The organism is Micromonospora sp. AMSO1212t, from assembly GCF_008868145.1.
Taxonomy (GTDB): Bacteria; Actinomycetota; Actinomycetes; order Mycobacteriales; family Micromonosporaceae; genus Micromonospora; species Micromonospora tulbaghiae.
On sequence record NZ_WBKS01000052.1, the window covers coordinates 1 to 25,066 of the forward strand.

The following is a 25,066-nucleotide window of genomic DNA, read 5'->3' on the forward strand; positions in this document are numbered from 1 at the left end:
CACCCCGGCCCTCCCCATTGATCAAGGAGTTTGTGTCCTCCGCGGGCTCCGGCGCGGACACAAACTCCTTGATCAAGTGGTGCAGCCCGTCTCGGTCAGGTCAGCCTGGTCGCGCCGCGCAACGGCCGCCAGGCGAATCCGCCGATCACCGCCATCGCCGCCGCGGCGACCCAGAACGGTGTGGTGATCTGCCAGGTCCCGGCCAGCAGCCCGCCGAGGAGCGCACCGAGCGCCGCTCCGCCCAGGTCGAGCAGCGCAAATACGCTGCCGACCCGCCCGCGCAGGTGGGCCGGCACGATTCGCTGCCGGACCGACGCGGCGGTGATGCCCCAGACCATGGCGTGGACGCTAAAGGTGATCAAGACGGCGGCAGCGATCCAGGGTGATGTCGTGACGGCCAGGGTCACGTGTGTGACGACCTCGACGACCAGGCCGGCACGCAGCACCGTGCCGGCACCCAACGCCCGGGTGAGCCTGGTGGCGACCGTCGTGCCGAACAGGCCACCGACTGCGAACGAGGTCAGCAGGAAGCCGTATCCGACATCAGACAGGCCCAGTCGCTGCCGGCAGTAGAGCACGAACACCGCGAATGCGGCACCGAACGCGACGTTACCCAGGCCCATGCTCACGGCGAGCGTCCGCAGCAGGCGGTGCCGCCACAGCCAGCGCACACCTCGGCCTATCTCGCCGGACAGCGAGCCGCGCGGACGGGGTTCTTCCGGTACGGGCGCCGGTCGGATGCCGGCGATCAGAGCCGCAGCAGCCGCGAAGGTCAGTGCGTCGAGCCCGAACGGTATGGCGGCGGAGATGACGAACAACCACGCGCCCAGCGGCTTGGCGACGAACTGGTTGCCGACGGTGAACGTCGCGTACAGCCGGGCGTTGGCGGCGGGCAGTCTCTCGGGTGCGACCACCGCCGGAAGCAGGGCGCCCATCGCGGTGTCCGCGACTGTCTCACCCGCGCCGAGCAGGAACAGCACCGCGTAGACGACGGCCACGGTGACCGTCTCGGTGGCGACGGTGAGCGTCAGACCGGCCAGTGCCGCGGCGCGCAGCAGATTGACCACCACGACCAGCCGCCGTCGGTCGAGCCGGTCGACGTAAGCACCGCTGACCAGGGCGAACAGTAGCCAGGGCAGTTGTTGGACGAAGACGGCACCGGCGATCAGGGCCGGATCCTCACTGATGGAGGCCACCAGCAGAGGGCCGGCGGCCATGGTGACACCGTCACCGATGTTGGAGACCGCAGAAGCGGCCCACAGTCTGGTGAAGTCCGCGCCTAGACGCGCGGATACAAGGGCACGCAAGAAGAGCTCCTCGAGCCAGGAAGGGAAACGGTCATGAGGGACCGCTTCGCGGCGAGGAGCACCGCGCCGCCGGACCGGCGGCGAAGCGTCAGTTAGCGGCGTGCTCTCGCGGCGAAGCGGGGACCGTCAGCAGGCCGAGGCGCATCTGCGGCTCCTAACTTTCGATTGACGTTCCGGGCAGGATATTCGGCTGATGCCCGCAGCGCTGTCCGTCTCACCGGACGGCGAAGGCCCGGCCTTGAGGCCGGGCCTTCGTAAGGGTGGGCGGGTCAGGCGGCGGTGACCGCCAGGGACTCCTTGGTGTCGGACAGGTCGACGCGGACCGTGTCGCCGTCGCGGATCTCGCCGGCCAGCAGCGCCTTCGCGAGCTGGTCGCCGATCGCCGACTGCACCAGCCGGCGCAGCGGCCGGGCGCCGTAGATCGGGTCGTACCCGTGCTCGGCCAGCCACGTCCGGGCCGCGTCGGTGATCTCCAGGCCCAGCCGGCGATCAGCGAGACGGGTTCGCATCCGGTCGAGCTGGATGTCCACGATCGACCGCAGGTCCTCGCCCTGGAGCGCGGCGAACACCACGATGTCGTCGAGCCGGTTGAGGAACTCCGGCTTGAAGTGCGACCGGACCACCGCGAGCACACCCTCCCGGCGCTCGTTCTCGGTGAGCGTCAGGTCGCTGATCACCGACGAACCCAGGTTCGAGGTGAGGATCAGGATCGCGTTGCGGAAGTCCACGGTGCGGCCCTGACCGTCGGTGAGCCGGCCGTCGTCGAGCACCTGGAGCAGCACGTCGAAGACGTCCGGGTGGGCCTTCTCCACCTCGTCCAGCAGGATCACCGAGTACGGCCGGCGACGTACCGCCTCGGTGAGCTGGCCGCCCTCCTCGTAGCCGACGTACCCGGGCGGGGCGCCGACCAGGCGGGCCACCGAGTGCTTCTCGCCGTACTCGCTCATGTCGATGCGGACCATCGCCCGCTCGTCGTCGAAGAGGAACTCGGCGAGCGCCTTGGCCAGCTCGGTCTTGCCGACGCCGGTCGGGCCGAGGAACAGGAAGCTCCCGGTCGGGCGGTCCGGGTCGGCGACGCCGGCCCGGGCGCGGCGGACCGCGTCGGACACCGCGCCGACCGCCTCGGCCTGACCGACGACGCGGGCGCGCAGCGACTCCTCCATCCGCAGCAGCTTGGCCGTCTCGCCTTCGAGCAGCCGGCCGGCCGGGATGCCGGTCCAGGAGGCGACCACTGCCGCGATGTCGTCCGCGCCGACCTCCTCCTTGAGCATCGCGCCGTCGGCCTGGAGCCGGGCCAGCTCCTCCTCGGCCTGCTTCAGCTCGGTCCGCAGCGCGGGGATCCGGCCGTACCGCAGCTCGGCGGCGCGTTCCAGCTCGCCGTCGCGCTCGGCCCGCTCGGCCTCGCCGCCGAGGCGCTCCAGCTCCTCCTTGGCGGTGGAGAGCTTTGTGATGTGGCTCTTCTCGGTCTGCCAGCGCTCGGAGAGCGCGGTGAGCTGCTCGCGCTTGTCGGCCAGCTCCTTGCGCAGCCGTTCCAGACGCTCGGCGGACGCGGCGTCCGGCTCCTTGGCCAGCGCCATCTCCTCGATCTCCAGCCGGCGTACCGCCCGCTCGATCTCGTCCACCTCGACCGGGCGCGAGTCGATCTCCATGCGCAGCCGGGACGCGGACTCGTCCACCAGGTCGATCGCCTTGTCCGGCAGGAACCGGTCGGTGATGTACCGGTCGGAGAGCGCCGCGGCGGCCACCAACGCGGCGTCGGTGATCCGTACGCCGTGGTGCACCTCGTAGCGCTCCTTGAGCCCGCGCAGGATGCCGATGGTGTCCTCGATGGTCGGCTCGCCGACCAGCACCGGCTGGAAGCGGCGCTCCAGCGCGGGGTCCTTCTCGATGTGCTCGCGGTACTCGTCGAGCGTGGTCGCGCCGACCATCCGCAGCTCGCCGCGCGCCAGCATCGGCTTGAGCATGTTGCCGGCGTCCATCGAGCCCTCGCCCTTGCCGGCGCCGACCACGGTGTGCAGCTCGTCGAGGAAGGTGATGACCTGGCCGTCGGAGTTCTTGATCTCCTCCAGCACGGACTTCAGCCGCTCCTCGAACTGCCCGCGGTACGACGCGCCCGCCACCATCGCGCCGAGGTCGAGCGAGACCAGCTTCTTGTCCCGCAGCGACTCCGGCACGTCGCCGGCCACGATCCGCTGGGCCAGGCCCTCCACGATCGCGGTCTTGCCCACGCCCGGCTCGCCGATCAGCACGGGGTTGTTCTTGGTACGCCGGGACAGCACCTGGATCACCCGGCGGATCTCCGAGTCACGGCCGATCACCGGGTCGATCTTGCCGTCGCGGGCGCTGGCGGTGAGGTCGACGCCGTACTTGGTCAGGGCCTGGTAGGTCTGCTCCGGGTCGGCGGTGGTGACCCGGCGGTCGCCGCCCCGGACGGTCGGGAACGCGGCGACCAGGTTCTCCTCGGTGGCGCCGGAGTTCTTCAGCGCGACCGAGACCGCGCCGCCGACCCGGGCCAGCCCGGCCAGCAGGTGCTCGGTGGAGGTGTACTCGTCGCCCAGCGGCCGCGCGATCTGCTCGGCGGCGCCGATGGCGTTGACGAACTCGCGGGCCAGCGTCGGCTCGGCGATGCTCGACCCGCGCGCGGCGGGCAGCGCCTCGACCGAGCGCAGGGCGACGCGGCGCAGCTCGGCCGGGTCGGCCCCGACCGCGCGCAGCAGGCCCGCGGCGGTCGAGCCTTCGGTGTCCAGCAGTGACAGCAGCAGGTGCCAGGGCTCCACGGTGGCGTGACCGCGCTGGTTCGCCAGCGCGACGGCACCGGTGATGGCTTCGCGGCTCTTGGTGGTGAGACGTTCCGTGTTCATGGGCTCCCCCGGATCGGCGTGTCCACTGGACATGACACAACCAGAGTTGAGTCTATTCCGCTCAACTCCACCCCTGTGACCTGAGTCACCCTCATCCGGGCCGGTCGGGAGACGGAGGTCCGGTCGGGCGACCGATCCACCCCGCACGCAACAGGTGCGCGGCAGCGGTAGCCTCACCCGCGTGCGAGTACGTGTCGAACAGACCGCCCTGCCCGGGATCGGCGTACGTCATGATCTGATGACGGAGTCCGGCCGCCGGCTCGGCGTGGTCTCTCACCGAAATGGCCGTCGCGACCTGGTCCTCTACGACCCGGACGATCCCGACTCCTGCCAACACGACATACCTCTGACCGACGACGAGGCGGAGGCGCTCGCCGACATCCTCGGCGCGTCGCTGATGCTGGGTCAGCTCTCCGGGCTGCGCGAGCAGGCCGCCGGGCTGCTGACCGAGCAGATCGCCATCCCGGCGGGGTCGAAGTACGTCGGCAAGCGGCTCGCGGACACCAAGGCCCGCACCCGGACCAGCGCGTCCATCGTGGCCGTGCTGCGTCAGGGCGCCGTGAACGTCTCGCCCGATCCCACCTTCCGGTTCGAGGCCGGCGATGTGGTCGTCGTGGTCGGTACCCGGCAGGGGCTCGACGGCGTGACCGCGATCCTCGCCGAGACCGATCCGGACGGCTGACACGTATGCACGAAACCACAATCCTGCTCATCGAGGTCGGCGCGCTGCTGCTCCTGCTCGGCCTGCTCGGCCGGCTGAGCCGTCGCTTCGGCGTGTCGCCCATCCCCCTGTACCTGCTCGCCGGCCTGGCGTTCGGGCACGGTGGTCTGCTGCCGCTCAACGCCAGCGAGGAGTTCTTCGCCGTCGGCGCCGAGATCGGCGTGATCCTGCTGCTTGTCATGCTCGGCCTGGAGTACAGCGCGAACGAACTGGTGGGCAACCTCCGGTCCGCGGCGCCGGCCGGCGTGATCGACGCGGTGTTCAACGCGCTGCCCGGATTCGCCTTCGCGCTCCTGCTCGGCTGGGGCTGGGTGGCGGCGGTGGTGCTCGCGGGCGTGACCTGGGTGTCGTCGTCCGGCGTGATCGCCAAGGTGCTCGGCGACCTGGGCCGGGTCGGTAACCGGGAGACCCCGGTGATCCTCTCCGTCCTGGTCATCGAGGACCTGGCGATGGCCCTCTACCTGCCCCTGGTCACCGCGCTGCTCGCGGGGGTCGGCCTGGTCAAGGGCGGCATCGCACTCGCCGTCGCGGTGTTCACCGTGGTCGTCGTGCTGGCCGTGGCCATCCGGTACGGCCACCTGATCTCCGCCGCGCTCTCCGCCAAGGATCCGGAGGCGCTGCTGCTCGGGGTCCTCGGCCTGACCCTGCTGGTCGCCGGTGTCGCGGCCAAGCTCCAGGTGTCAGCGGCCGTCGGCGCGTTCCTGGTCGGCATCGCGCTGTCCGGGCCGGTGGCGCACCACGCCACCGAGTTGCTCTCCCCGCTGCGTGACCTGTTCGCCGCGGTCTTCTTCGTGTTCTTCGGGCTGGTGACCAACCCGCTGGACATGCCGCCGGTACTGCTGCCCGCGCTGCTGCTCGCAGTGGTGACCATGGCGACGAAGGTGGCCACCGGCTACCTGGCCGCCCGCCGGGCCGGGATCGCCGAGCCCGGCCGCTGGCGGGCCGGCCTGGCGCTGACCCCGCGCGGCGAGTTCTCCATCGTCATCGCCGGGCTGGCCGTCGCGGCCATCTACCCGGTGGAGCCGAAGCTCGCCGCGCTCGCCACCGCGTACGTGTTGATCACGGTGGTGACCGGGCCGCTGCTCGCCCGCCTGCCCGACACCCCGTGGTTCAAGCAGTGGCTGCGCAGCCGCGCCGCCGCCGCACGGCCGCCCGCACCGCTGCCCCTGGGCTCCGCCGACTGACCCGGACCGGGCCGGATCAGCCGTGGGGCAGATCCGGCCCGGCGTTGTCAAATTGATCCCGGGAAGGTCTACCACTGCTCCGTCCAACCGCGTTAACGTTTCGGCCCAGCAGCCAGGGTCCGCGGGTGGCCTGCGCCCCCGCCAGCGCAAGCGGAAGGTCGGCCGGTGAGCGTGCAGGAAGAGACGTTCCACGGCTTCGCCAACCCGGTCGATCCCTCGCCCGCCGAACTCCGGGCGTGGGCCTATCAACCGGATTCGGTGCCGCTGACCTCGATGCCGCCCGACTGGGACCTGCTGGTCGCCGGTGACCATCTGGTGCAGACGCTGTTCGATCTGGCGATGGACCAGGGCTGCCCGGCGCGGCGGTTCACGCTGCACTGCCTCTACATCTACGCCGCCGACGGCATCCGGACGAACTTCCGCGCCCACCCCAAGCGCCGGTTCCGCAAGCTGGTCGAGCAGGCCGAGAAGTCCGGCGACGACCTGATGCGCAACTGGGCGCACAACAGCCGGGTGCTGCTCGCCCGGCCGGATCTCTTCGTCTACCGGGACTGGTGCGAGGGCGGCCTGGTCCGCGAGAACCGCCGCCTCTGACGGCCAACGGCGAACGGGCCGGGATCCCCCGTGGATCCCGGCCCGCACGTCAGCGGATCGTCAGGTCGACCCGCCCTGCTTCTTGCGCCGCTCGTCGTCCCGTGCCCGGTCCACGCCGTGGTCCGTCTGGTCGGCGAAGCGCCCTTCCTTGACCTTGTCGCTGAAGCGTCCCTCGGTGACCCGGTCGAACCGCTCGCGGACGTTCTCGGCCACCTTCTCCAGCCGTTCCTCCGCGCGCTCGGCCACCTTCTTCGCCGGTTCCGTCATGACTCCCCCCGTCAGCCCGGAATCCGCTTTGAGGCATTTGCCCCCTGCGAAAAGCGTAGTTGACCCCGCCCTGCCGTACGCCCGCTTTCCCCTGACCCGGCCCGCGAACCGCCCGGGGAACGACGAAGGCCGGCGCGGCCCCGGGGGAGCGGGGCGCGCCGGCCTTCCGGTACGAGGTCAGCGGTCGGGAGCGCGGCGCGGACGCCAGACGACGAGCGCGGTGGACGTGCGGTTGGTGGGCACGAGGTCGCCGCGGGGGAAGCCGCCGAGCGACTCCAGCTCGGCGATCCGCCGGTACGCGGCGTCCAGTTCCGCCTCCAGCCGGGCCACCCGCTGCTGCGCCTCTTCGAGCAGCCGCTCCAGCGCGATGATCCGCTTGACCCCGGCCAGGTTGATCCCGTCGTCCTGGCTGAGCCGCTGCACCTCGCGGAGCAGCACCACGTCCCGGACGCTGTACCGGCGACCGCCACCGGACGCCCGGCCGGCCTGCACCAGGCCCAGCCGGTCGTACTGGCGCAGCGTCTGGGGGTGCATCCCCGCCATCCGCGCGGCCACCGAGATCATCAAGACCTTGGCCTCGTAGGCCGGGTCACCCGAGCCGACGTACTCCTCCGACATGCCCGCTCACCTCCGCTGCCGACCTCAACTGAATCGACGTACCCGCGCGTCGAGATGTTCCCGCGCGGCGGGCGGGGTCTGCGCCGCGAAGGTCTCCAGCGCCGCCCGCGCCTCGTCCGACACCTTCGCCGGGACCACCACGTCGAGCGTGACCAGCAGGTCACCGGCGCGGCCGTCCTTGCGTACGACGCCCTTGCCGCGGGCGCGCAGCACCCGCCCGCTGGGCGTACCCGGTGGCACCCGCAGGGTCACCGTCCCGTCCAGGGTCGGTACGCGCAGGTCCGTGCCGAGAACCGCCTCGGCGTACGTGATCGGGACGTTCAGGGTCAGGTCGTCCCCGGTACGCCCGAACAGCTCGTCCGGGCGGACCTTCACCTGTACGAACAGGTCGCCCGCCGGACCGCCCCGTTCGCCGGGCTCGCCTCGGCCGGCCAGGCGGATCCGCTGCCCGTCGGCCACACCGGCCGGGAAGCGCACGTTCAGCGTGCGGCTCTTGGTGACCCCGCCGGTGCCGTGGCACTCCGGGCACTTCTCCTCGACGATCGTGCCGACGCCCTGGCAGTTGCGGCACGGCTCGGAGAAACTGAACGACCCCTGGTTGCGGGTGGTCACCCCGGCGCCGTGGCAGACCGGGCAGGCCACCGGCTGGGTGCCGGGCTTCGCGCCGTTGCCGTGGCAGGTGTCGCAGACCCCGGGGGCGCGCAGCGTCAGCGGCAGCGTGACGCCGCGTACCGCGTCTTCGAAGTCGAGCGCCACCTCGGTCTCGACGTCCCGGCCGCGGGCCGGGCCGCGCGGACGCGCCGGGCCGCCGGCACCGCCGCCGGAGAAGATCGAGCTGAACAGGTCGGTGAAACCGCCGCCGCTGAACCGGTTGTCGCCACCGCCGGCGCCGCCGCCGAACAGGTCGGAGACGTCGAACGGCATGCCGCCCGGCTGCCCCGCGCCGCGCGCGCCACGCCGGAAGGCGCCGGAACCGAACAGCGAGCGCATCTCGTCGTACTCGCGGCGCTTCTTCTCGTCACCGAGCACCGCGTACGCCTCGGAGACGGTCTTGAACCGCTCCTCCGCGCCGGTGTCGCCGGGGTTGTGGTCCGGGTGCGACTCCCGGGCCAACTTGCGGTACGCCTTCTTGATCTCGTCCGAGGAGGCGGACTTGTCCACGCCCAACGCGGCGTAGTAGTCCTTCTCGATCCAGTCCTTGGAACTCACCGGTCCACCCCCTTCCACGGGTCGAATCCCGGTCGTCCCGCCCGCCCGGTGCGGGCGGGCGGGACGTCGCGGGTCGGCACTACTCCGGGTCCGCGACCGCGACCATGGCGGGCCGCAGCAGCCGCTCGCCGAGTTGGTAACCGCGCCGCATGACCTGTACGCAGGTCGGCTCCGTCACGTCGGCCGAGGTCTGGTGCGCCACCGCCTCGTGCCGGGTCGGGTCGAACGGGTCACCCTTCTCGCCGAACGCGGTCAGGCCGAACTTGGCGAGCGCGCCGGTGAGCTGCTCGGCCACGCTGCCGAACGGGCCCACCAGGTCGCCGTGCTCGCGGGCCCGGTCCAGGTCGTCGAGGATCGGCAGCAGCGCGGTGAGCACCGCCCCGGTGGCCTGCTCCTGGACCAGGTTGCGGTCCCGGTCGACCCGCTTGCGGTAGTTGGCGTACTCCGCGGTCACCCGCTGGAGGTCGCGGGTGCGCTCCTCCAGGTCGGTGCGGAGCGACTCCAGCTCGGCGCCGAGCGGCGCGTCCGTGCCGGTCCCGCCGTCCGGTTCGGCTGGCGAGTCGACCACGGTCGGACCGCTGACCTCGGCCTCGCCGCCGATCTCGTCGACCACGACCTCGGCCTCCTCGACCAGCCCTTCGGCGGGCGCGTCGGCGGCCGCGTCGGCCGCCGAGACGTTGTTCGCCGGCTGCTCGGTCACCTTGCCGAGCTTGCGCTTGTCGCGGATGACGACCCGGGGTTCGTCGCCGGTGTCCTTGCCGGCGCCCGGCGCCGACCCGGTGGCACCCGGGTCGGCCGCTCGTGGCTTGTCCGTCATGCGGTTACCTCATCCCTCTGCCGTGCGAATCGTGTCCGGGACCGGATGTCACTTCTTGTCCTCGTCCACGATCTCCGCGTCGACCACGTCGTCGTCGCCACCGGCCTTCGGGCCACCGGCCGCACCCGCGCCGGCACCCGGCCCGGCCGCGCCCGGGGCGGTCTGCTCGCCCTCCTGCTGCTGGGCGTAGAGCAGCGAGCCCGCCTGCTGGGATACCTGCGCCAGCTTCTCGTGGGCGGACTTGATCTTCTCGATGTCCTGCCCGCCGAGCGCGCTGCGCAGCTCGCCGAGCGCCTCGTTGAGCTGGTCACGGTTCTCGCCGGGCAGCTTGTCACCGCTCTCGGCGAGGAACTTCTCGGTCTGCCACTGGAGCGCCTCGGCCACGTTGCGGGTCTCGGCCTCCTCACGGCGACGCTTGTCCTCGTCGGCGTGCTCCTCGGCGTCCCGGCGCATCCGCTCGATGTCGTCCTTCGGCAGCGAGGAGCCGCCGGTGATCGTCATCTTCTGCTCCTTGCCGGTGCCCAGATCCTTGGCGTGCACGTTCACGATGCCGTTGGCGTCGATGTCGAACGTGACCTCGATCTGCGGCACGCCGCGCGGGGCCGGCGGGAGACCGGTCAGCTCGAAGGTGCCGAGCTTCTTGTTGTAGGCGGCGATGTCCCGCTCGCCCTGGAACACCTGGATCAGCACCGACGGCTGGTTGTCGTCGGCGGTGGTGAACACCTCGGAGCGCTTGGTCGGGATGGTGGTGTTGCGCTCGATGAGCTTGGTGAAGATGCCGCCCTTGGTCTCGATGCCCAGGCTCAGCGGGGTCACGTCGAGCAGCAGGACGTCCTTGACCTCGCCCTTGAGCACACCGGCCTGGAGTGCGGCGCCGACGGCGACGACCTCGTCCGGGTTGACGCCCTTGTTCGGGTCGCGGCCGGTGAGCTGCTTGACCAGGTCGGTCACGGCCGGCATACGGGTCGAGCCGCCGACCAGGATGACGTGGTCGACGTCGGAGATCTTGATGCCGGCGTCCTTCACGGCCTGCTCGAACGGGCCCTTGCAGCGGTCCAGCAGGTCCTGCGTCATGCGCTGGAACTCGGCGCGGCTGAGCGTCACGTCCAGGTGCAGCGGGCCGGCCGAACCGGCGGTGATGTACGGCAGGTTGATGTTGCTGGTGGTGGCGGCGGACAGCTCGATCTTGGCCTTCTCGGCCGCCTCCTTGAGCCGCTGCATGGCCATCTTGTCCTGCGAGAGGTCGATGCCGTGCTCGCCGCGGAACGTCTTCACCAGGTGGTCGATGATGCGCTGGTCCCAGTCGTCACCACCGAGCTGGTTGTCACCGCTGGTGGACTTGACCTCCACCACGCCCTCGGCCAGCTCCAGCAGCGACACGTCGAAGGTGCCGCCACCGAGGTCGAAGACCAGGACGGTCTGCTCCTTGGAGCCCTTGTCCAGGCCGTACGCCAGGGCCGCCGCGGTCGGCTCGTTCACGATCCGCAGCACGTTGAAGCCGGCGATCTCACCGGCCTCCTTGGTGGCCTGGCGCTGCCCGTCGTTGAAGTAGGCCGGGACGGTGATCACCGCGTCGGTGATCTGCTCGCCCAGGTACGCCTCGGCGTCCCGCTTGAGCTTCATCAGCGTGCGCGCCGAGATCTCCTGCGGGGTGTACTTCTTGCCGTCGATGTCGACGGTCCAGTTGGTGCCGATCTCACGCTTGACCGACCGGATGGTCCGGTCGGGGTTGGTCACCGCCTGGCGCTTGGCGACCTCACCGACGAGCACCTCGCCGTTGCGGGCGAACGCGACGATCGAGGGAGTCGTACGCGAGCCCTCGGCGTTGGCGATGACGGTGGGCTCACCGCCCTCGAGAACGCTGACGCAGGAGTTCGTCGTGCCGAGGTCGATGCCGACCGCACGTGCCATGTTCGCTTCCTCGCTTCGTAACGGGTGAGCAGGTCAGACGGCCTGCCCGGCGGGCCGCCCGGAAGCGGCCGCACCACAAGTTGAGTGAACTTGACTCAATAGTGCCACGCGATCGCCAATCCGCAAGTCGGGGTTGAGCCGACCTGGCGCAACCCGACCGTTACTACTGTCCGGTTGTCTTACCTTGCGTCGGTCGGGCACGCTTTAGCGGTGACGACGCATGGCGATTCCGCCACCCGTGCCGGCGCGCCCGCCGTCGCAGCCCGCACCGGAGCCACCACGGGCGACGACCAGCCTGCTCACGCCGCCGACGGCCTGCCCGCCGCGCTCACCGGCCTGCGCGCGGCGATCAGTGCGGCCCGCTTCCCGCTCGCCCTGCCCTCGGCCGAGCCGGCCCGGCACGCCGCAACGAGCCTCACCGACCAGCTCGACGACTACCTGTTGCCCCGGCTGGCCCGGCTCGACGCGCCGCTCCTGGTGGTCGTCGGCGGCTCCACCGGCGCCGGCAAGTCGACGCTCGTCAACAGCCTGGTCCAGGCGCGGGTCAGCGCGGCGGGTGTGCTCCGCCCCACCACCCGCTCCCCGGTGCTGGTGTGCAGCCCGACCGACGCGGCCTGGTTCCGGCAGGGCGAGCTGCTGCCCGGCCTGACCCGGACCACCGAGCCGAGCGAGCAGCCGGGCACCCTGCACCTGGTCACCGCACCGGCGCTGCCGCCCGGCCTGGCCTTCCTCGACGCGCCCGACATCGACTCGGTGGTCGACGCCAACCGGGCGCTCGCCGGTCAGCTGCTCGCCGCCGCCGACCTCTGGCTGTTCGTCACCACCGCCGCCCGGTACGCCGACGCCGTCCCCTGGGAACTGCTGCGCAGCGCCCGCGCCCGGGGCACCGCCGTGGCGATGGTGCTGGACCGGGTACCCCCGGAGGCCGCCGACGAGATCGCCACCCACCTGTCCGAGATGCTCGCCGAGCAGGAGCTGGGCGCCTCGCCGCTGTTCGTGCTGCCGGAGACCTGGGTGGACGGGCAGGGGCTGCTGCCGGACCGGATCACCGCGCCGCTGAGCGACTGGTTCGCCCGGCTCGCCGCCGACGCCGAGGCCCGCGCCGCTGTGGTCCGGCAGACGCTCGACGGGGCGCTCGCCGCGCTGCACCCGGTCGTCGAGACGCTGGCCGAGGCCGCCGACGAGCAGGTCACCGCCGCCGACGCGCTGGACGAGCGGGTCCAGGCCGCGTACCGGAGCGCGGCGCGGAGCGTCGACCAGGGGCTCAAGGACGGCCGGCTGCTGCGCGGCGAGGTGCTGGCCCGCTGGCAGGAGTTCATCGGCACCGGCGAGTTCTTCCGTGGGCTGGAGGCCCGCATCGGGCGGCTGCGCGACCGGGTGGTCGCGGCGGTCACCGGACGGCCCGCTCCCGCTGCGGAACTGCGTACCGCGATCGAGTCCCAGCTCGTCACGCTGCTGCGTGGGGTGGCCGCCGAGGCGGCGGAGAACGCGTACACCGGCTGGAAGGCGCACCCGGCGGGCGCGGCGCTGCTGGAACCGGACCTGGCCCACCCGTCGGCCGACCTGCCGCAGCGGGCCGAGCAGCTGGTCCGCGACTGGCAGCGCGGCGTGCTGGAGCTGGTCCGGGTCGAGGGCGGTGACCGGCGGTTCGTGGCCCGCACGGCCGCGTACGCGGTGAATGCCACCGGCCTCGCCGTCATGATCGGCGTGTTCGCCTCCACCGCCTTCATCCCCACCGGGCTGGAGGTCGCCGCGGGCACCGGCACCGCCGTGGCGGGGCAGACGGTGCTCCAGGCGATCTTCGGCGACCAGGCGGTCCGCAACCTGGCCCGTGAGGCCCGCGTCGACCTGCTCGACCGGGTCGGCAAACTGCTGGCCGAGGAGGCCGCGCGCTACCTGAGCCGCACCGAGGCCGAGCGCCCGGCGGCCAACGCCGGTGCGGCGCTGCGCTGGGCCGCCGTCGAGGTCGAGCGGGCCCGGCACCGCAGCGGCCTGTTCCCGGCCCCCGAGCAGGACGGTCTCCCGTGAGCGCGAGGAGTGAGCCGGTTTGCGAGCCCCGCAGTCGCGAACAGAGACCGGCCCCGTGAGCGCGAGGAGTGAGCCGGGCTTGCGAGCCCCGCAGTCGCGAACAGAAACCGGACCCGTGAGCGCGAGGAAGGCATCGTGAGCAACATCGTGGGACGGATGCGCGAGGCGATGCGGGGTGAGCAGCGGGTCGACCCGGACACCCTGATCGCACGGCTGACCGCGATCCAGCGGTTCCTCGGCGCGGCGGACGGCGACGTGCCCGACGCCCAGCTCGTCGCCGCGCACACGGTGGTCGAGCGCGCGGGTGACCGGCTCGCGCTCTCCGGCCGGCACACGGTGGTCGCGCTCGCCGGCGCGACCGGCAGCGGCAAGTCGAGCCTGTTCAACTCGCTGGCCCGGCTCGACCTCTCCCCGGTGGGCGTACGCCGGCCGACGACCGGTGTCGCGCACGCCTGCGTGTGGGGCCCGCTCGACGGCGCGGTCCGGCTGCTCGACTGGGTCGGGGTGCTGCCCCGGCACCGGTTCGTCCGGGAGAGCCCGCTGGACGCCGACGACGAGTCGAACCTGCACGGCCTCGTCCTGCTCGACCTGCCCGACTTCGACTCGGTGCAGCACGGTCACCGGCTGGAGGTGGACCGCCTGCTCGGCCTGGTCGACCTCGTGGTCTGGGTGGTCGACCCGCAGAAGTACGCCGACCGCGTGATCCACACGAGCTACCTGCGCGAGTTCCACAGGCACAAGGACGTCACCGTCGTGGTGCTCAACCAGGCCGACCGGCTGCACCCCACCGAGCTGCCGAAGGTCCTCGACGACCTGCGCCGGCTGCTCGACGCCGACGGGCTGGGCGGGGTGCCGCTGTTGCCGACCGTCGCGGTGGACCCGAACGGGCTGGACGGGCTGCGGGCCGAGCTGGAGCGTACGGTCGCCGAACGGCAGGCCGCCCTGCGCCGGCTCTCCGGCGACGTGGACGCCGTGGTGGCCGATCTCGAACCGCTCGTGGGGCCGGAGCCGCCGCGCACGCGGCCCGGTGACGCCTCGGCGCAGGAGCTGACCCGGGCACTCGCCGGGGCGGCCGGGGTGCCGACCGTGGCGGCGGCGGTCGAGGGCGCGTACCGGCACCGGGCGGTGAGCAACACCGGCTGGCCGATGCTGCGGAGCTGGCGCAAGCTGCGGCCGGATCCGCTGCGCCGGTTGCACCTGCCCGGGCGGGACCCGGACGCGCCGGCGGAGAGCCTGGTCGCGGCCACGTCCGTACCCGATCCGACAGCCGCCCAGCGCTCGGCTGTCACGCTGGCGATCCGCGCGGTGGCCGACCGGTCCGGCGCCGGTCTGCCGGCGCCGTGGCCGGCCGCGGTGACCGCCGCGGCCCGGGCCCGGCAGGCCGACCTGCCGGGCGCGCTCGACCACGCGGTCGCCGCGACCGACCTGGGCATGGACCGGCGGCCCGCCTGGTGGCGGGTGGTCGGCGTGCTCCAGTGGGTGGTCACCCTCGCCGCGCTCGCGGGCCTGGCCTGGCTGGTCCTGGGGTACGCGCTGCGCCTGCTCGGTCTGCCGGAGCTGGAGCACCCGACGCTCGGCGTGGTGCCCTGGCCCACCGTCCTGCTGCTCGGTGGCCTGCTGGCCGGGCTGCTGATCGCGGCGGTCACCCGGCCGGTGGTGGGGTGGGCCGCCCGGCGGGCCCGGCGGCGGGCCGAGGACCGCCTGCTCACCTCCGTGGGCAGCGTCGGGGAGAAGTACGTGCTGGACCCGGTCTGGGCGGTGCTGGCGCGCTACGGCACGGCCCGGGACGCGCTGCGCGAGGCGGGACGGCGCTGAACCCGGCGTGCTGACCGGTGTGGGGGCGGCCGGTGCGGCGTAGGGTCGATGCATGGCCACGCCACAGACCCCCTACGACGCGGTGCTGCACGCCGCGCGCGACGTGACGAGGCTCGACTCGGCCCTGGACGCGGAGATGCTCGGCGCCGCGTTGCTGGGCAGCGTCTACGCCGTCGCGGAGCACGACCGGGAGCAGGCCGTCCGCGAGTTCGTCACCGGCTTCCTCGCCGCCACGTCCCGGCGCCGCAGCGCCGCCGCGACCACACTGCGGGCCGTCTTCGCCGCCCTGGTGCCCGACGCCGAGGGCGCAGCCCGGGTCCGGCCCGGGGCCTACGCCCCGTCGTGGGCCGGCCAGCTCGGCCGGGTGCGCGTCACGGGCGCCTGGGCCTACGGCGACGTGTACGGCGACCAGACCTCCTACCTCGCCACGTTCGCGTACGACGACGAGGAGGAGGGCGGCCCGGAGCACGCCCTGGTGGCCCTCGTCGACCACAACATCGGCATCACCAAGGACGTCTTCGTCGGCGGCCCGGCCGGACGGATCGTCGAGCAGGCGCGGGAGATCTGCACCGAGGACGAGTTCACCTGGTTCCGCACCGAGGACCCGGCTCGGATGCACGCCGAGGTGAGCCGTCACCTGGCGGTCACCGACGACCTAGCCGAGCTGCCCGCGCAGGGCTCGCTCGCCACCGATCGGGCGCTCGTGGGCGCCCGGCTGGCCGTGCTGCCGGGGCCGACCCCGCCGGCCGGTCCGGCGGTCGTGCCGCCGCCCACCGACGAGGTCCGCACCCGTCTGGTGCGCGCCTTCCTCGACTCGCCCGAGGCGACCCGGTTCGGCCTGCCCGAGGTGGCCGACGGCGAGCTGGCCTCGCTGCACTTCTGCCTCGGCCTGCTGCTCGACCACGCGGCCAGCTTCCCTGATGCCGACCCGATGCGGTGGAGCCCGATGGTCGCCGAGCTGTTCCTGCTCGACTGGGTGCACCGCCGGGCCGTGCTGGACATGGACGACGCGGCGATGCTGCCGCGGGTGCTGCGCGCCTGGGCGGCGTACGCGGCCCGGCAGCGCGGGCTGTCGCAGTCGGCGGCCGCCCGGACGGACGAGGCGATCACCGAGATGGTCCCGGAGTTCGCGCGGCTCTACAGCACCGGCGAGCGGCGCAGCCCGGCCACCGCGGCGGTGGCCCAGCTCATGGCGGACGGGGTGGACCCGGACGACCCGGAGGCGCTGAACGCCTGGATCGAGGCGAACCGCCACCGCCTCACCGACGATCCGGCCTGACCGCCCGGCCCGTGCTCGCGGGCCACTACGCCGTCCGGCGCGCGGCCGAGGTCGCGCTCGGCGTGCCGTCCGGCGGCGTGGCCGTCGCTCCCGGCTCCGACGTCGTACCCGTACTCGGCTCGGACATCGGTTCCGACGACGTGGCGGAGGGCTCGGACGTCGGCTCCGACGAGGGCTCGGAGGTGGCCGACGGCTCGGCTGTCGTGACGGACGGCTCGGGGCTCGGGCTCGGCTCGGGCGTACCCGGATGCGACGGCGACGGCGACGGTGAGGGCACCGGCGACGGGCGCGGCGGGCGGACCGGTGTGGGCCGGACCGGCGCGGACGGCGGTGGCGGCGCGGCGACCGGGCGGGACCGGTGCCGGGCGCCGAGGTCGCTGTCGTCGGGCAGGGCCGGTGCCGCCGGGAGCACCGGCCGCGCCGGGGGCACCGAGGTCACGTCGACGGCGGGCGTGGGCGTGGACGGCGCCGGGGCCTGGGTGCCCCGGGGCATCGGGATGACCACCGGGCCGACCGAGGGGGTCGGCAGGAACGGCGTGCTGGTGTCGGGAAGGGCACTGTTGCCGACGGTGGCCGATCCGGTGCTGATCGCGGCGAGGATCGGCATCGAGGCGGTGCCGGCGAGCAACGCCACGGTGAGCAGGTAGCCGCGGCTGGGACCGCCTGTTCCGGGGGCACGGTGCGCGCCCACGACCCGGCGGTACGGGGAGGCGGGCAGCGCCCGGTGCCGGCCGAGGAAGGGCGTGCCGGGTGGACCCTCTGGTTCGGACACCGGCACACTCCTCACGCACGGACGGGACGGGAGAGCACGCGCGGATATCAGGACAAATGCCGCGCGGAGGCTCATCGCCAGCTTGACCCAGTGACGCTCAGTTCACCAGCCGCAACCGCGTGTCGACACACATTTTGTACGTCGGCCGCTCTCGCCACAGCGGACAAAAGCGCTTATCCGTCATGAACCCGATGGAACCTCACCGGCGAGGGAGGCCATACTGTGGGCCCGCTCACCTCCTCTGCAATCATTCAGACACGACGGCAACGCAGCCGCCACCTCCGCGTACCCCGCGGCTGGTGCGGAACGGCGCCGGCACTCCCGGGCCTGGGTCTGTCACCGACCGACTCCGGCTCACGCCGCGCGGCAACCCCTACCGAGGTCAGGCGCGGTCGCCAGGGACCGACCCGGCACCAGCCGGGCGGGCGCACGAGGTGCTCGGCTCGGGTAACCCCCGGCGCCGGCGCAGACAGACAGGGAGAGACGGATGGCAAAGGGCGACCCCGGGGCCGCCACCCGCAGCAAGCGGGCCGCACCCCGAACCAGACGCGCCGCCGCGACCGGTGAACCGGAACTCGTACAGCTGCTGACCCCCGAGGGTGAGCGGATCGAGAGCGCGCTCGGCCCGGACGGGACCGAGTACCGCGTCGACTTCACCGACGAGGAGTACCGCGGGCTCTACCGCGACCTCGTCCTGGTGCGCAAGCTGGACGCCGAGGCCACCGCACTGCAGCGCCAGGGCGAGCTGGGACTGTGGGCCAGCCTGCTGGGCCAGGAGGCCGCGCAGGTCGGCTCCGGCCGGGCGCTGCGTACGCAGGACATGGCCTTCCCGACCTACCGCGAGCACGGCGTGCTCTACTGCCGCGGCATCGACCCGATCATGCCGCTGGGCCTGTTCCGCGGCGTCGACCAGGGCGGCTGGGACCCGAACGAGTTCAAGTTCAACATGTACACGATCGTCATCGGGGCGCAGACCCTGCACGCGACCGGGTACGCCATGGGTGTCGCCATGGACGGCAAGACCGGCGGCGAGGACGGCGAGGCGGTCATCGCCTACTTCGGCGACGGCGCCACGAGCCAGGGCGACGTCAACGAGTCGTTCGTCTGGGCCAGCGTCTTCAACGCCCCGCTGGTGTTCTTCTGCCAGAACAACCAGTACGCCATCTCCGAGCCGCTGGAGCGGCAGACCCGCGTGCCGCTGTACCGGCGGGCCGGCGGGTTCGGCTTCCCCGGCGTCCGGGTGGACGGCAACGACGTGCTCGCGTCGTACGCGGTGACCCGGCACGCGCTGGACAACGCGCGCAACGGCCAGGGCCCGAGCCTGATCGAGGCGTACACCTACCGGATGGGCGCGCACACCACCTCCGACGACCCGACCCGCTACCGCATCGCCAGCGAGGTCGAGGCGTGGCAGGCCAAGGACCCGATCGCCCGGATGAAGGCCTTCCTGACCAAGCAGAAGATCGCCGACGAGTCGTTCTTCACCGAGGTCGACGAGCAGGCCCGCACCGAGTCGGTGCACCTGCGCGAGCGCGTGCTCGCCATGCCCGACCCGCAGCCGGTGACGATGTTCGACCACGTCTACCCCAACGGCTCTCCCGAGCTGGACGAGCAGCGGGCCCGGTTCACGCAGTACATGGAGTCCTTCGAGGGGAGCGCGCACTGATGGCCACGGAGACGCTCACCCTCGGCAAGGCGCTCAACACCGGCCTGCGGCGGGCCCTGGAGAACGACCCCAAGGTCGTCATCATGGGCGAGGACGTCGGCAAGCTCGGCGGCGTGTTCCGGATCACCGACGGCCTCCAGAAGGACTTCGGCGACCAGCGCGTGATCGACACCCCGCTGGCCGAGTCCGGCATCATCGGCACCGCTGTCGGCCTGGCCATCCGCGGCTTCCGGCCGGTCTGCGAGATCCAGTTCGACGGCTTCGTCTACCCCGCGTACGACCAGATCGTGTCGCAGGTGGCGAAGATGCACTACCGCTCGCAGGGCAAGGTGCGGATCCCGATGGTCATCCGCATCCCGTTCGGCGGCGGCATCGGCGCGGTCGAGCACCACTCCGAGTCGCCCGAGGCGTACTTCGCGCACACCGCCGGTCTCAAGGTGGTCAGCTGCGCGAACCCGCAGGACGCGTACGTGATGATCCAGCAGGCGATCGCGTCGGACGACCCGATCGTGTTCCTGGAGCCGAAGCGGCGCTACTGGGAGAAGGGTCCGGTGGACCTGGAGGCGCCGATCGGCGACGCGTACCCACTGCACTCGGCCCGGGTCGCGCGATCCGGCACCGACGCGACGGTGCTCGCGTACGGCCCGATGGTGCGCACCGCGCTCGACGCGGCCACCGCCGCCGCCGAGGACGGCCGCGAGCTGGAGGTCATCGACCTGCGCACGCTCTCGCCGCTGGACCTGACCGCCGCGTACGAGTCGGTGCGGCGCACCGGCCGCTGCGTGGTGGTGCACGAGGCACCGGGCAACCTGGGTCTGGGGTCGGAGATCGCGGCCCGGATCACCGAGGAGTGCTTCTACTCCCTGGAGTCCCCGGTGCTGCGCGTGACCGGCTTCGACATTCCCTACCCGGCCGCCCGGGTGGAGGAGGAGTACCTGCCCGACCTGGACCGGGTGCTCGACGCCGTCGACCGCACCTTCGGCTGGTGAGCGGCATGTCCCGGATCAAGGAGTTCAACCTTCCCGACCTGGGTGAGGGCCTGACCGAGGGCGAGATCCTCGCGTGGCTGGTCAAGGTCGGCGACGACATCGAGCTGAACCAGCCGATCGTCGAGGTGGAGACCGCCAAGGCCGCGGTCGAGATCCCGGCGAAGTGGGCCGGACGGGTGCAGGCGATCTTCCACCCGGAGGGGTCCACCGTCGAGGTCGGCGTGCCGATCATCGCGATCGACACCGACCCGAACGCTGGGCCGATCGAGGAGTCGACCACCGCGACGCCGTCGTCGGAGCTGCCTGCCCCGTCGGCCGCGTCGCTCGCAGCGGTCCAGGTCGCGCCCGCCGAGGGCATGGTCGAGCCGGGCCTGATCGGCGGTGTCGCCCCGGGTGGGCGTACCGCCGTGCTGGTCGGCTACGGCCCGCGCAACGCCCCGGCCAAGCGCCGCCCGCGCAAGGGCGACGCGCCGGCACCGGCTCAGGCCGCCGCCCCGGTGGCACCCGCGCCTGTCGCTCCCGCGCCGGTGGCGCCCGCTCCCGCGCCGGCGGTCAACGGCAACGGCCGGGTCTCCGGTCCGGTGCTGGCCAAGCCGCCGGTCCGCAAGCTGGCGAAGGATCTCGGCATCGACCTGGCCACGCTCACCGGCTCGGGTCCGCTCGGCTCGATCACCCGTGAGGACGTACAGCGGGCGGCGAGCGGAACTCCGGCGGCGGCCGAGCCGCAGACGGTCGCGGCACCGGCCGCGTCGGCCGCGAGCTTCGGCGCGGACCGCGAGCAGCGCATCCCGGTCAAGGGGGTACGCAAGCTCACCGCGGAGAACATGGCCCGCTCGGCGTTCACCGCCCCGCACGTCACGGAGTTCCTGACCGTCGACGTGACCCGGGCGATGAAGGCGCTGGACCGGCTCCGCGACCGGCGCGAGTGGCGCGACGTGCGCGTCTCGCCGCTGCTGCTGGTCGCCAAGGCGGTGCTGCTGGCGGTCAAGCGGCACCCGATGGTCAACTCGACCTGGGCCGGCGACGAGATCGTGGTGAAGGAGTACGTCAACCTCGGCATCGCGGCGGCGACCGAGCGCGGACTGATCGTGCCGAACATCAAGGACGCCGGGCGGCTCTCGCTGCGCGAGCTGGCGGACGCGATGACGGAACTGGTGCAGACCGCGAAGTCGGGCCGGACGTCCCCGGCGGACATGTCCGGTGGCACGCTCACCATCACCAACGTCGGCGTCTTCGGCGTCGACACCGGTACGCCGATCCTGCCCTCGGGTGAGTCGGCGATCCTCGCCTTCGGCGCGGTACGGGAGCAGCCGTGGGTGCACAAGGGCAAGGTGAAGCCGCGCCTGGTGACCACGCTGGGCCTGTCCTTCGACCACCGGATCATCGACGGTGAGCTGGGCTCGAAGTTCCTCCGCGACATCGGGGACTTCCTGGCCGACCCGGAGGCGGCGCTGCTCGCCTGGACCTGACGCACCACGCTCCGGTCACGGCCGGTGTGCCACGGGTGAACGCCCGGCACACCGGCCGTGACCTTTTTGGGAACGGATTCGTCGGATCCTGACGGGTAAACACCTACGATCCGTAGGTACGTGGTTCAGCTCACCTAATAATCGATGGCAGCGAGCGGTCCGGTGCGCTTAAATAGAGACATCAAGGGGCTGACAACCGAATAGCCAGGAGGAGAGACCCGAGATGAGCATGATCGAGCGAATCCGCACCCGCCGCGACGCCAACCGCCGCGCCCGCGCCATCGAGCACGCGCTGCGTTCCGCCAACTCGCCCGCGGTCCGCGAGGAGCTTCTCGCCATCGCCCAGCGTCACATGAGCTGACGCCACAAACCTTTCTCACCTCCTCCAGTCCGAAGACCCGCCCGACTCCGGGCGGGTCTTCGGCGTCTCGGTATCGGTCGGCACCGGGATTCCACCTCGCTCCACCGCCCGGTACGGTTGGCACGGTCGCCAACCGGCTGACTCCGGACGGATACGAGGCAGCGAAACCCATCGACGTCGTCCGGTGACTTTCGGTGACCGCTGATGCTCCCCCGAGCGGCCTCGGGCGACCACCGGATACGGTGCGGGGAGCCCGCACGGCCGGTACCCGCCGGCGACGCCGGTAGCCATGCCGACGGTTCCCCGACCGGCATCGGCGGCCGACCTGTGATGGAGGAGGCGCACCCATGACGTCCGAGGCTCCGCACCGCCCCGGCCAGGAGCCGGGCGAGGTGTCGCCGGGCACCGGCGGACCGGTGCCGTACGGCGATCAGCCGGCGCAGCAGGACAACGGGTACAACAGCGCACCCGACCTCGGCTGGGCACCGCCCCCGCCGGCCGGTCGGCCCGCGCAGCCGGCCCCGGCCTGGGCCGCGAACGACGACCAGCCACCCGCGTGGGCCCCGCCCGCGGGCCAGCCGGTGACCGGGCGGGCGACCGCCCAGGTCCCGCAGCCCGCCTGGGGCGGCAACGACCAGGACAGTCCCGCCTGGGCCGGCTCCGGTGGCCCCGCCTGGGGCAACCAGGAGCAGTCCGGCCCGGACCGCGGCGCCGAGCAGGCGCCGCCCGCCTGGGCCGCCACGCCGCCGGGCAGCCCGGCCGAACCGTCGCAGGCCCCCTGGGCCGCCGAGCAGAACCGTCCCGGATGGAACTCCGGCGAGCAGCAGCCGGGATGGTCGCCGTCCGGTGACCCGGCCGCCCGCGGCACCGGTTACGTGCCCGCCCCGGCCACCGTGCCGAACGAGACCTGGGTCACGCCCGCCCCCGCGGACGACCCGCACCGCTCCGGCGGCTTCGCGCCCACCGGCGGGCAGCACGACGACGCCCCCGGTCGCGCCGGTGGCTGGGCCGCCGCCGCGCAGCCGGACGACCCGAACCGCTCCGGCGGCTGGACCCCGCGCGACGAGCAGCCCGCCGCGTCCGACGACCCGAGCCGCTCGGGCGGCTGGACCCCGCGCGAGAGCCAGCCGGCCTGGGCGCCGGGTCAGCAGACCGGCGCCACCTGGCCGCCGGCCGACCCGCCCGCCCGTGCCGCCGCCGCGGTCTCGGTGCCCGCCACCGCCCGGCCGGACAACGCCTGGTCCACTCCGGAGCAGTCCGATCAGGACAACCGCCCGGCCGAGGACAGCGGTGGCTGGCGGGCGACAGGTGGGCCGCAGCACGACGAGGGACAGCGTTCCGGCGGCTGGCCCGCTCCGCAGGCCGAGAACCGGTCCGGCGGCTGGGACGAGCCGGCCCGCACCGAGGACCCGGACCGCTCCGGCGGCTGGGCCGCCGGGCGCGCCGCGAACCCCGCCGAGGCGGCACAGCCGGGCGGCTGGGAGCCGAACCAGAGCCGGCAGGCCGGCGGCTGGGGTGACGGCGCCGCCGTACCGCAGCAGCGTGACTCCGGCGAGCAGGCCGGCGCCTGGAGCGGCGCGGCCTCCGTACCGCAGCAGCACGAGCCCGGGCGGCCGTCGGACGAGCCCGCGCAGCCCGCCTGGGGCGCCGCCGCGCCGGCCGAGGCCCGCGCGAGCGTGTCCGTGCCGGCGCCCGACGCGCCCGCCGGCTGGGGCGGCAACCAGGACGAGCGTGCGGCCCCGCCGTCGCCCGAGCCGTGGTCGCCCGCCGAGGCGTGGGGCCGGTCCGAGGACTCCGCCCCGGCCTACCAGCCCGCCCCCGCGCCGGGCATCTCTGCCGGCAACGCCGTGCCGCTGCCCGCGCAGCAGCAGCGAGTGCCGGGCGCCGCGCTCGCCGCGTCGCCGCCCACCGACCGTCCGGGCACCGAACCCCAGGGGTACGAGCCGGAGCGCGGCGACGGCGCCTGGGGCGCGTCCCGTGCCGAGGAGCCGCAGTCGCCTGCCGTTCCCGGACCGCGTACCTCCCCGGAGGGCGGCCCGGTCTCGGCCAGCGCGTCGGTCCCGGTGGCCAGCCGGGTCACCCCGCCGTCCGACCAGCCGCTGCCGACCAGCGGCCCCACGCCGCAGCCCCGGGTGTACGGCCGACCCGCGCGCCCGGAGCCCGAGGAAGCCCCCGAGCACGACGAGCCCGGGTATCCCGGCCAGGACGGGCCACCCGGCAACGGCTTCCCCGGCCCGCAGTCGCGGTCCGAGGACGTCGACGGCCCGCACGGGTACGCCGGCACGTCCTCCGCGCCCGCCGCGCCGCCGTCGTTCCCCGTCGGTGTGCCGTCCTTCGTGGACGCGCCCGGCAACACCCGCCCCGCCAACGGCGTGCACCCGGGCGGCGAGCAGCCCGACGCCGCCCGTGACCCGTTCGGCGGCCAGCAGAGCCCGTACGGCGCTCCCGGCGGCCAGGACCCGTTCGGCGGCCCGGGTGGCCGGCCGGACCCGTTCGGCGCGCCGGGCGGCCAGCCCGAGCCGTTCGGCGGCCCCGGCGGCCAGCAGGATGCGTTCGGCGGCCAGCAGGCGCCGTTCGGCAGCCCGGCCGGCCGGCCCGAGCCGTTCGGCGAGCCGGACCGGTTCGGTCCGCCCGCCGGGGGACGTGCCTCGGTCGCGGTGCCCGGCCAGGGCCCGGCGGGTGGCGCGAACGCCTTCCCGCCGCCGCCCCAGCAGGCCCCGCCGGCCTGGTCGCAGGACGGGCCCGGCGCCGAGCCGGAGCAGGGCCGCTTCGACGCGTTCAAGCCGGACGCCACCGAGTCGCAGACCGAGGCGCCCCCGCCGAAGGTGCGCAACGGCCGGGTGCTCGCCGCCGTGCTGATCGCGGCGGTGCTCATCCTCGCCGTACCGCTCGGTCTGCTGACGCTGCTCGGCAAGGTCGGCGACGACAAGCCGGCCGGTTTCGACCCGGCGGTCGGCTCCTGCGTGAAGCAGTCCGGCACGAGCGCGGCGGCCGCGGACTGCGGGGAGCCGGGCGCGTTCAGCGTGGTGTCGAAGGTGGACAACAAGGACAAGTGCGCCGATCTGTCGCAGCCCTCGGTCTCGGTCGAGAGCGGCGGCACCACGCGGGTGCTCTGCCTGAAGCCCGCCGGCCAGTAACCGCACGTACGCGGAGCGCCCATCCCTCGCCGGGGTGGGCGCTCCGCGCCGTTCCGGTGTG

19 protein-coding genes are annotated in these 25,066 nt (G+C 73.2%); 12 read left to right on the forward strand and 7 right to left on the reverse strand.

The genetic code is table 11. From position 1 onward, the window contains the following. Positions 1-95 precede the first annotated feature (95 nt). Together F8279_RS15510 and clpB are read right to left on the reverse strand one after the other, a co-directional pair. Entirely contained in the window at positions 96-1,307 is a 1,212-nt protein-coding gene (locus F8279_RS15510; RefSeq protein WP_151500324.1) for an MFS transporter, read from the reverse strand. Between the two features lie 269 nt (positions 1,308-1,576). Beyond that, a complete protein-coding gene (gene clpB / locus F8279_RS15515) occupies positions 1,577-4,168 on the reverse strand; it encodes an ATP-dependent chaperone ClpB (RefSeq protein ID WP_151500325.1) in 2,592 nt (863 codons plus the stop codon). A gap of 181 nt (positions 4,169-4,349) precedes the next feature. On the opposite strand from clpB, the gene F8279_RS15520 reads away from it, so the two are divergent. From F8279_RS15520 to F8279_RS15530, 3 genes are all read left to right on the forward strand, one after another. Then, positions 4,350-4,850 (forward strand): cation:proton antiporter regulatory subunit, encoded by a 501-nt coding sequence (locus tag F8279_RS15520; RefSeq protein ID WP_091416018.1) that lies wholly within the window; start codon positions 4,350-4,352, stop codon positions 4,848-4,850. Between the two features lie 5 nt (positions 4,851-4,855). Next, positions 4,856-6,073 (forward strand): cation:proton antiporter, encoded by a 1,218-nt coding sequence (locus F8279_RS15525; RefSeq protein WP_151500326.1) that lies wholly within the window; start codon positions 4,856-4,858, stop codon positions 6,071-6,073. Between the two features lie 165 nt (positions 6,074-6,238). Beyond that, the gene (locus F8279_RS15530; RefSeq protein WP_091413780.1) at positions 6,239-6,667 is read left to right on the forward strand and encodes a hypothetical protein; all 429 of its coding nucleotides are present in this window, start codon (positions 6,239-6,241) and stop codon (positions 6,665-6,667) included. Between the two features lie 60 nt (positions 6,668-6,727). Here F8279_RS15530 and F8279_RS15535 read toward each other — a convergent pair whose 3' ends face one another. From F8279_RS15535 to dnaK, 5 genes are all read right to left on the reverse strand, one after another. Beyond that, on the reverse strand, positions 6,728-6,934 hold the full coding sequence (locus F8279_RS15535; protein WP_013283368.1) for a hypothetical protein: 207 nt from the start codon (positions 6,932-6,934) through the stop codon (positions 6,728-6,730). A gap of 177 nt (positions 6,935-7,111) precedes the next feature. Continuing rightward, entirely contained in the window at positions 7,112-7,552 is a 441-nt protein-coding gene (locus F8279_RS15540; protein ID WP_091413778.1) for a heat shock protein transcriptional repressor HspR, read from the reverse strand. 24 nt (positions 7,553-7,576) lie between these two features. After that, the gene (gene dnaJ, locus F8279_RS15545) at positions 7,577-8,761 is read right to left on the reverse strand and encodes a molecular chaperone DnaJ (RefSeq protein ID WP_151500327.1); all 1,185 of its coding nucleotides are present in this window, start codon (positions 8,759-8,761) and stop codon (positions 7,577-7,579) included. Positions 8,762-8,840: 79 nt separating this feature from the next. Further along, positions 8,841-9,578, reverse strand: a complete 738-nt coding sequence (gene grpE / locus F8279_RS15550; protein WP_151500328.1) for a nucleotide exchange factor GrpE — start codon at positions 9,576-9,578, stop codon at positions 8,841-8,843. A gap of 48 nt (positions 9,579-9,626) precedes the next feature. Beyond that, on the reverse strand, positions 9,627-11,489 hold the full coding sequence (gene dnaK, locus F8279_RS15555) for a molecular chaperone DnaK (RefSeq protein WP_013473404.1): 1,863 nt from the start codon (positions 11,487-11,489) through the stop codon (positions 9,627-9,629). 210 nt (positions 11,490-11,699) lie between these two features. On the opposite strand from dnaK, the gene F8279_RS15560 reads away from it, so the two are divergent. The 9 genes from F8279_RS15560 to F8279_RS15595 all read left to right on the forward strand — a co-directional run bounded on the left by F8279_RS15560 (position 11,700) and on the right by F8279_RS15595 (position 25,005). Further along, positions 11,700-13,517 (forward strand): ABC transporter, encoded by a 1,818-nt coding sequence (locus tag F8279_RS15560; RefSeq protein WP_091413773.1) that lies wholly within the window; start codon positions 11,700-11,702, stop codon positions 13,515-13,517. Between the two features lie 156 nt (positions 13,518-13,673). Further along, complete coding sequence (locus F8279_RS15565; protein ID WP_151500339.1) at positions 13,674-15,332, forward strand: GTPase; 1,659 nt, start codon at positions 13,674-13,676, stop codon at positions 15,330-15,332. 52 nt (positions 15,333-15,384) lie between these two features. Then, the gene (locus F8279_RS15570; RefSeq protein WP_091413770.1) at positions 15,385-16,611 is read left to right on the forward strand and encodes a hypothetical protein; all 1,227 of its coding nucleotides are present in this window, start codon (positions 15,385-15,387) and stop codon (positions 16,609-16,611) included. A gap of 11 nt (positions 16,612-16,622) precedes the next feature. Further along, positions 16,623-17,258 carry a hypothetical protein gene (locus F8279_RS15575; RefSeq protein ID WP_225853295.1) on the forward strand — a complete coding sequence of 212 codons (636 nt, stop codon included), beginning with the start codon at positions 16,623-16,625 and terminating at the stop codon, positions 17,256-17,258. A gap of 612 nt (positions 17,259-17,870) precedes the next feature. Beyond that, positions 17,871-19,049, forward strand: coding sequence for a pyruvate dehydrogenase (acetyl-transferring) E1 component subunit alpha (gene pdhA / locus F8279_RS15580; RefSeq protein WP_013283359.1), 1,179 nt, complete (start codon positions 17,871-17,873; stop codon positions 19,047-19,049). Then, entirely contained in the window at positions 19,049-20,038 is a 990-nt protein-coding gene (locus F8279_RS15585) for an alpha-ketoacid dehydrogenase subunit beta (protein ID WP_151500329.1), read from the forward strand. The genes pdhA and F8279_RS15585 overlap by 1 nt, the downstream gene beginning before the upstream one ends. Positions 20,039-20,043: 5 nt before the next feature. Continuing rightward, positions 20,044-21,507 carry a dihydrolipoamide acetyltransferase family protein gene (locus F8279_RS15590; protein WP_151500340.1) on the forward strand — a complete coding sequence of 488 codons (1,464 nt, stop codon included), beginning with the start codon at positions 20,044-20,046 and terminating at the stop codon, positions 21,505-21,507. 223 nt (positions 21,508-21,730) lie between these two features. Next, on the forward strand, positions 21,731-21,868 hold the full coding sequence (locus tag F8279_RS30300; protein WP_013283356.1) for a hypothetical protein: 138 nt from the start codon (positions 21,731-21,733) through the stop codon (positions 21,866-21,868). A 347-nt stretch (positions 21,869-22,215) separates the two neighbouring features. Then, positions 22,216-25,005, forward strand: coding sequence for a hypothetical protein (locus F8279_RS15595; protein WP_151500330.1), 2,790 nt, complete (start codon positions 22,216-22,218; stop codon positions 25,003-25,005). The last annotated feature ends 61 nt before the right edge of the window (positions 25,006-25,066 follow it).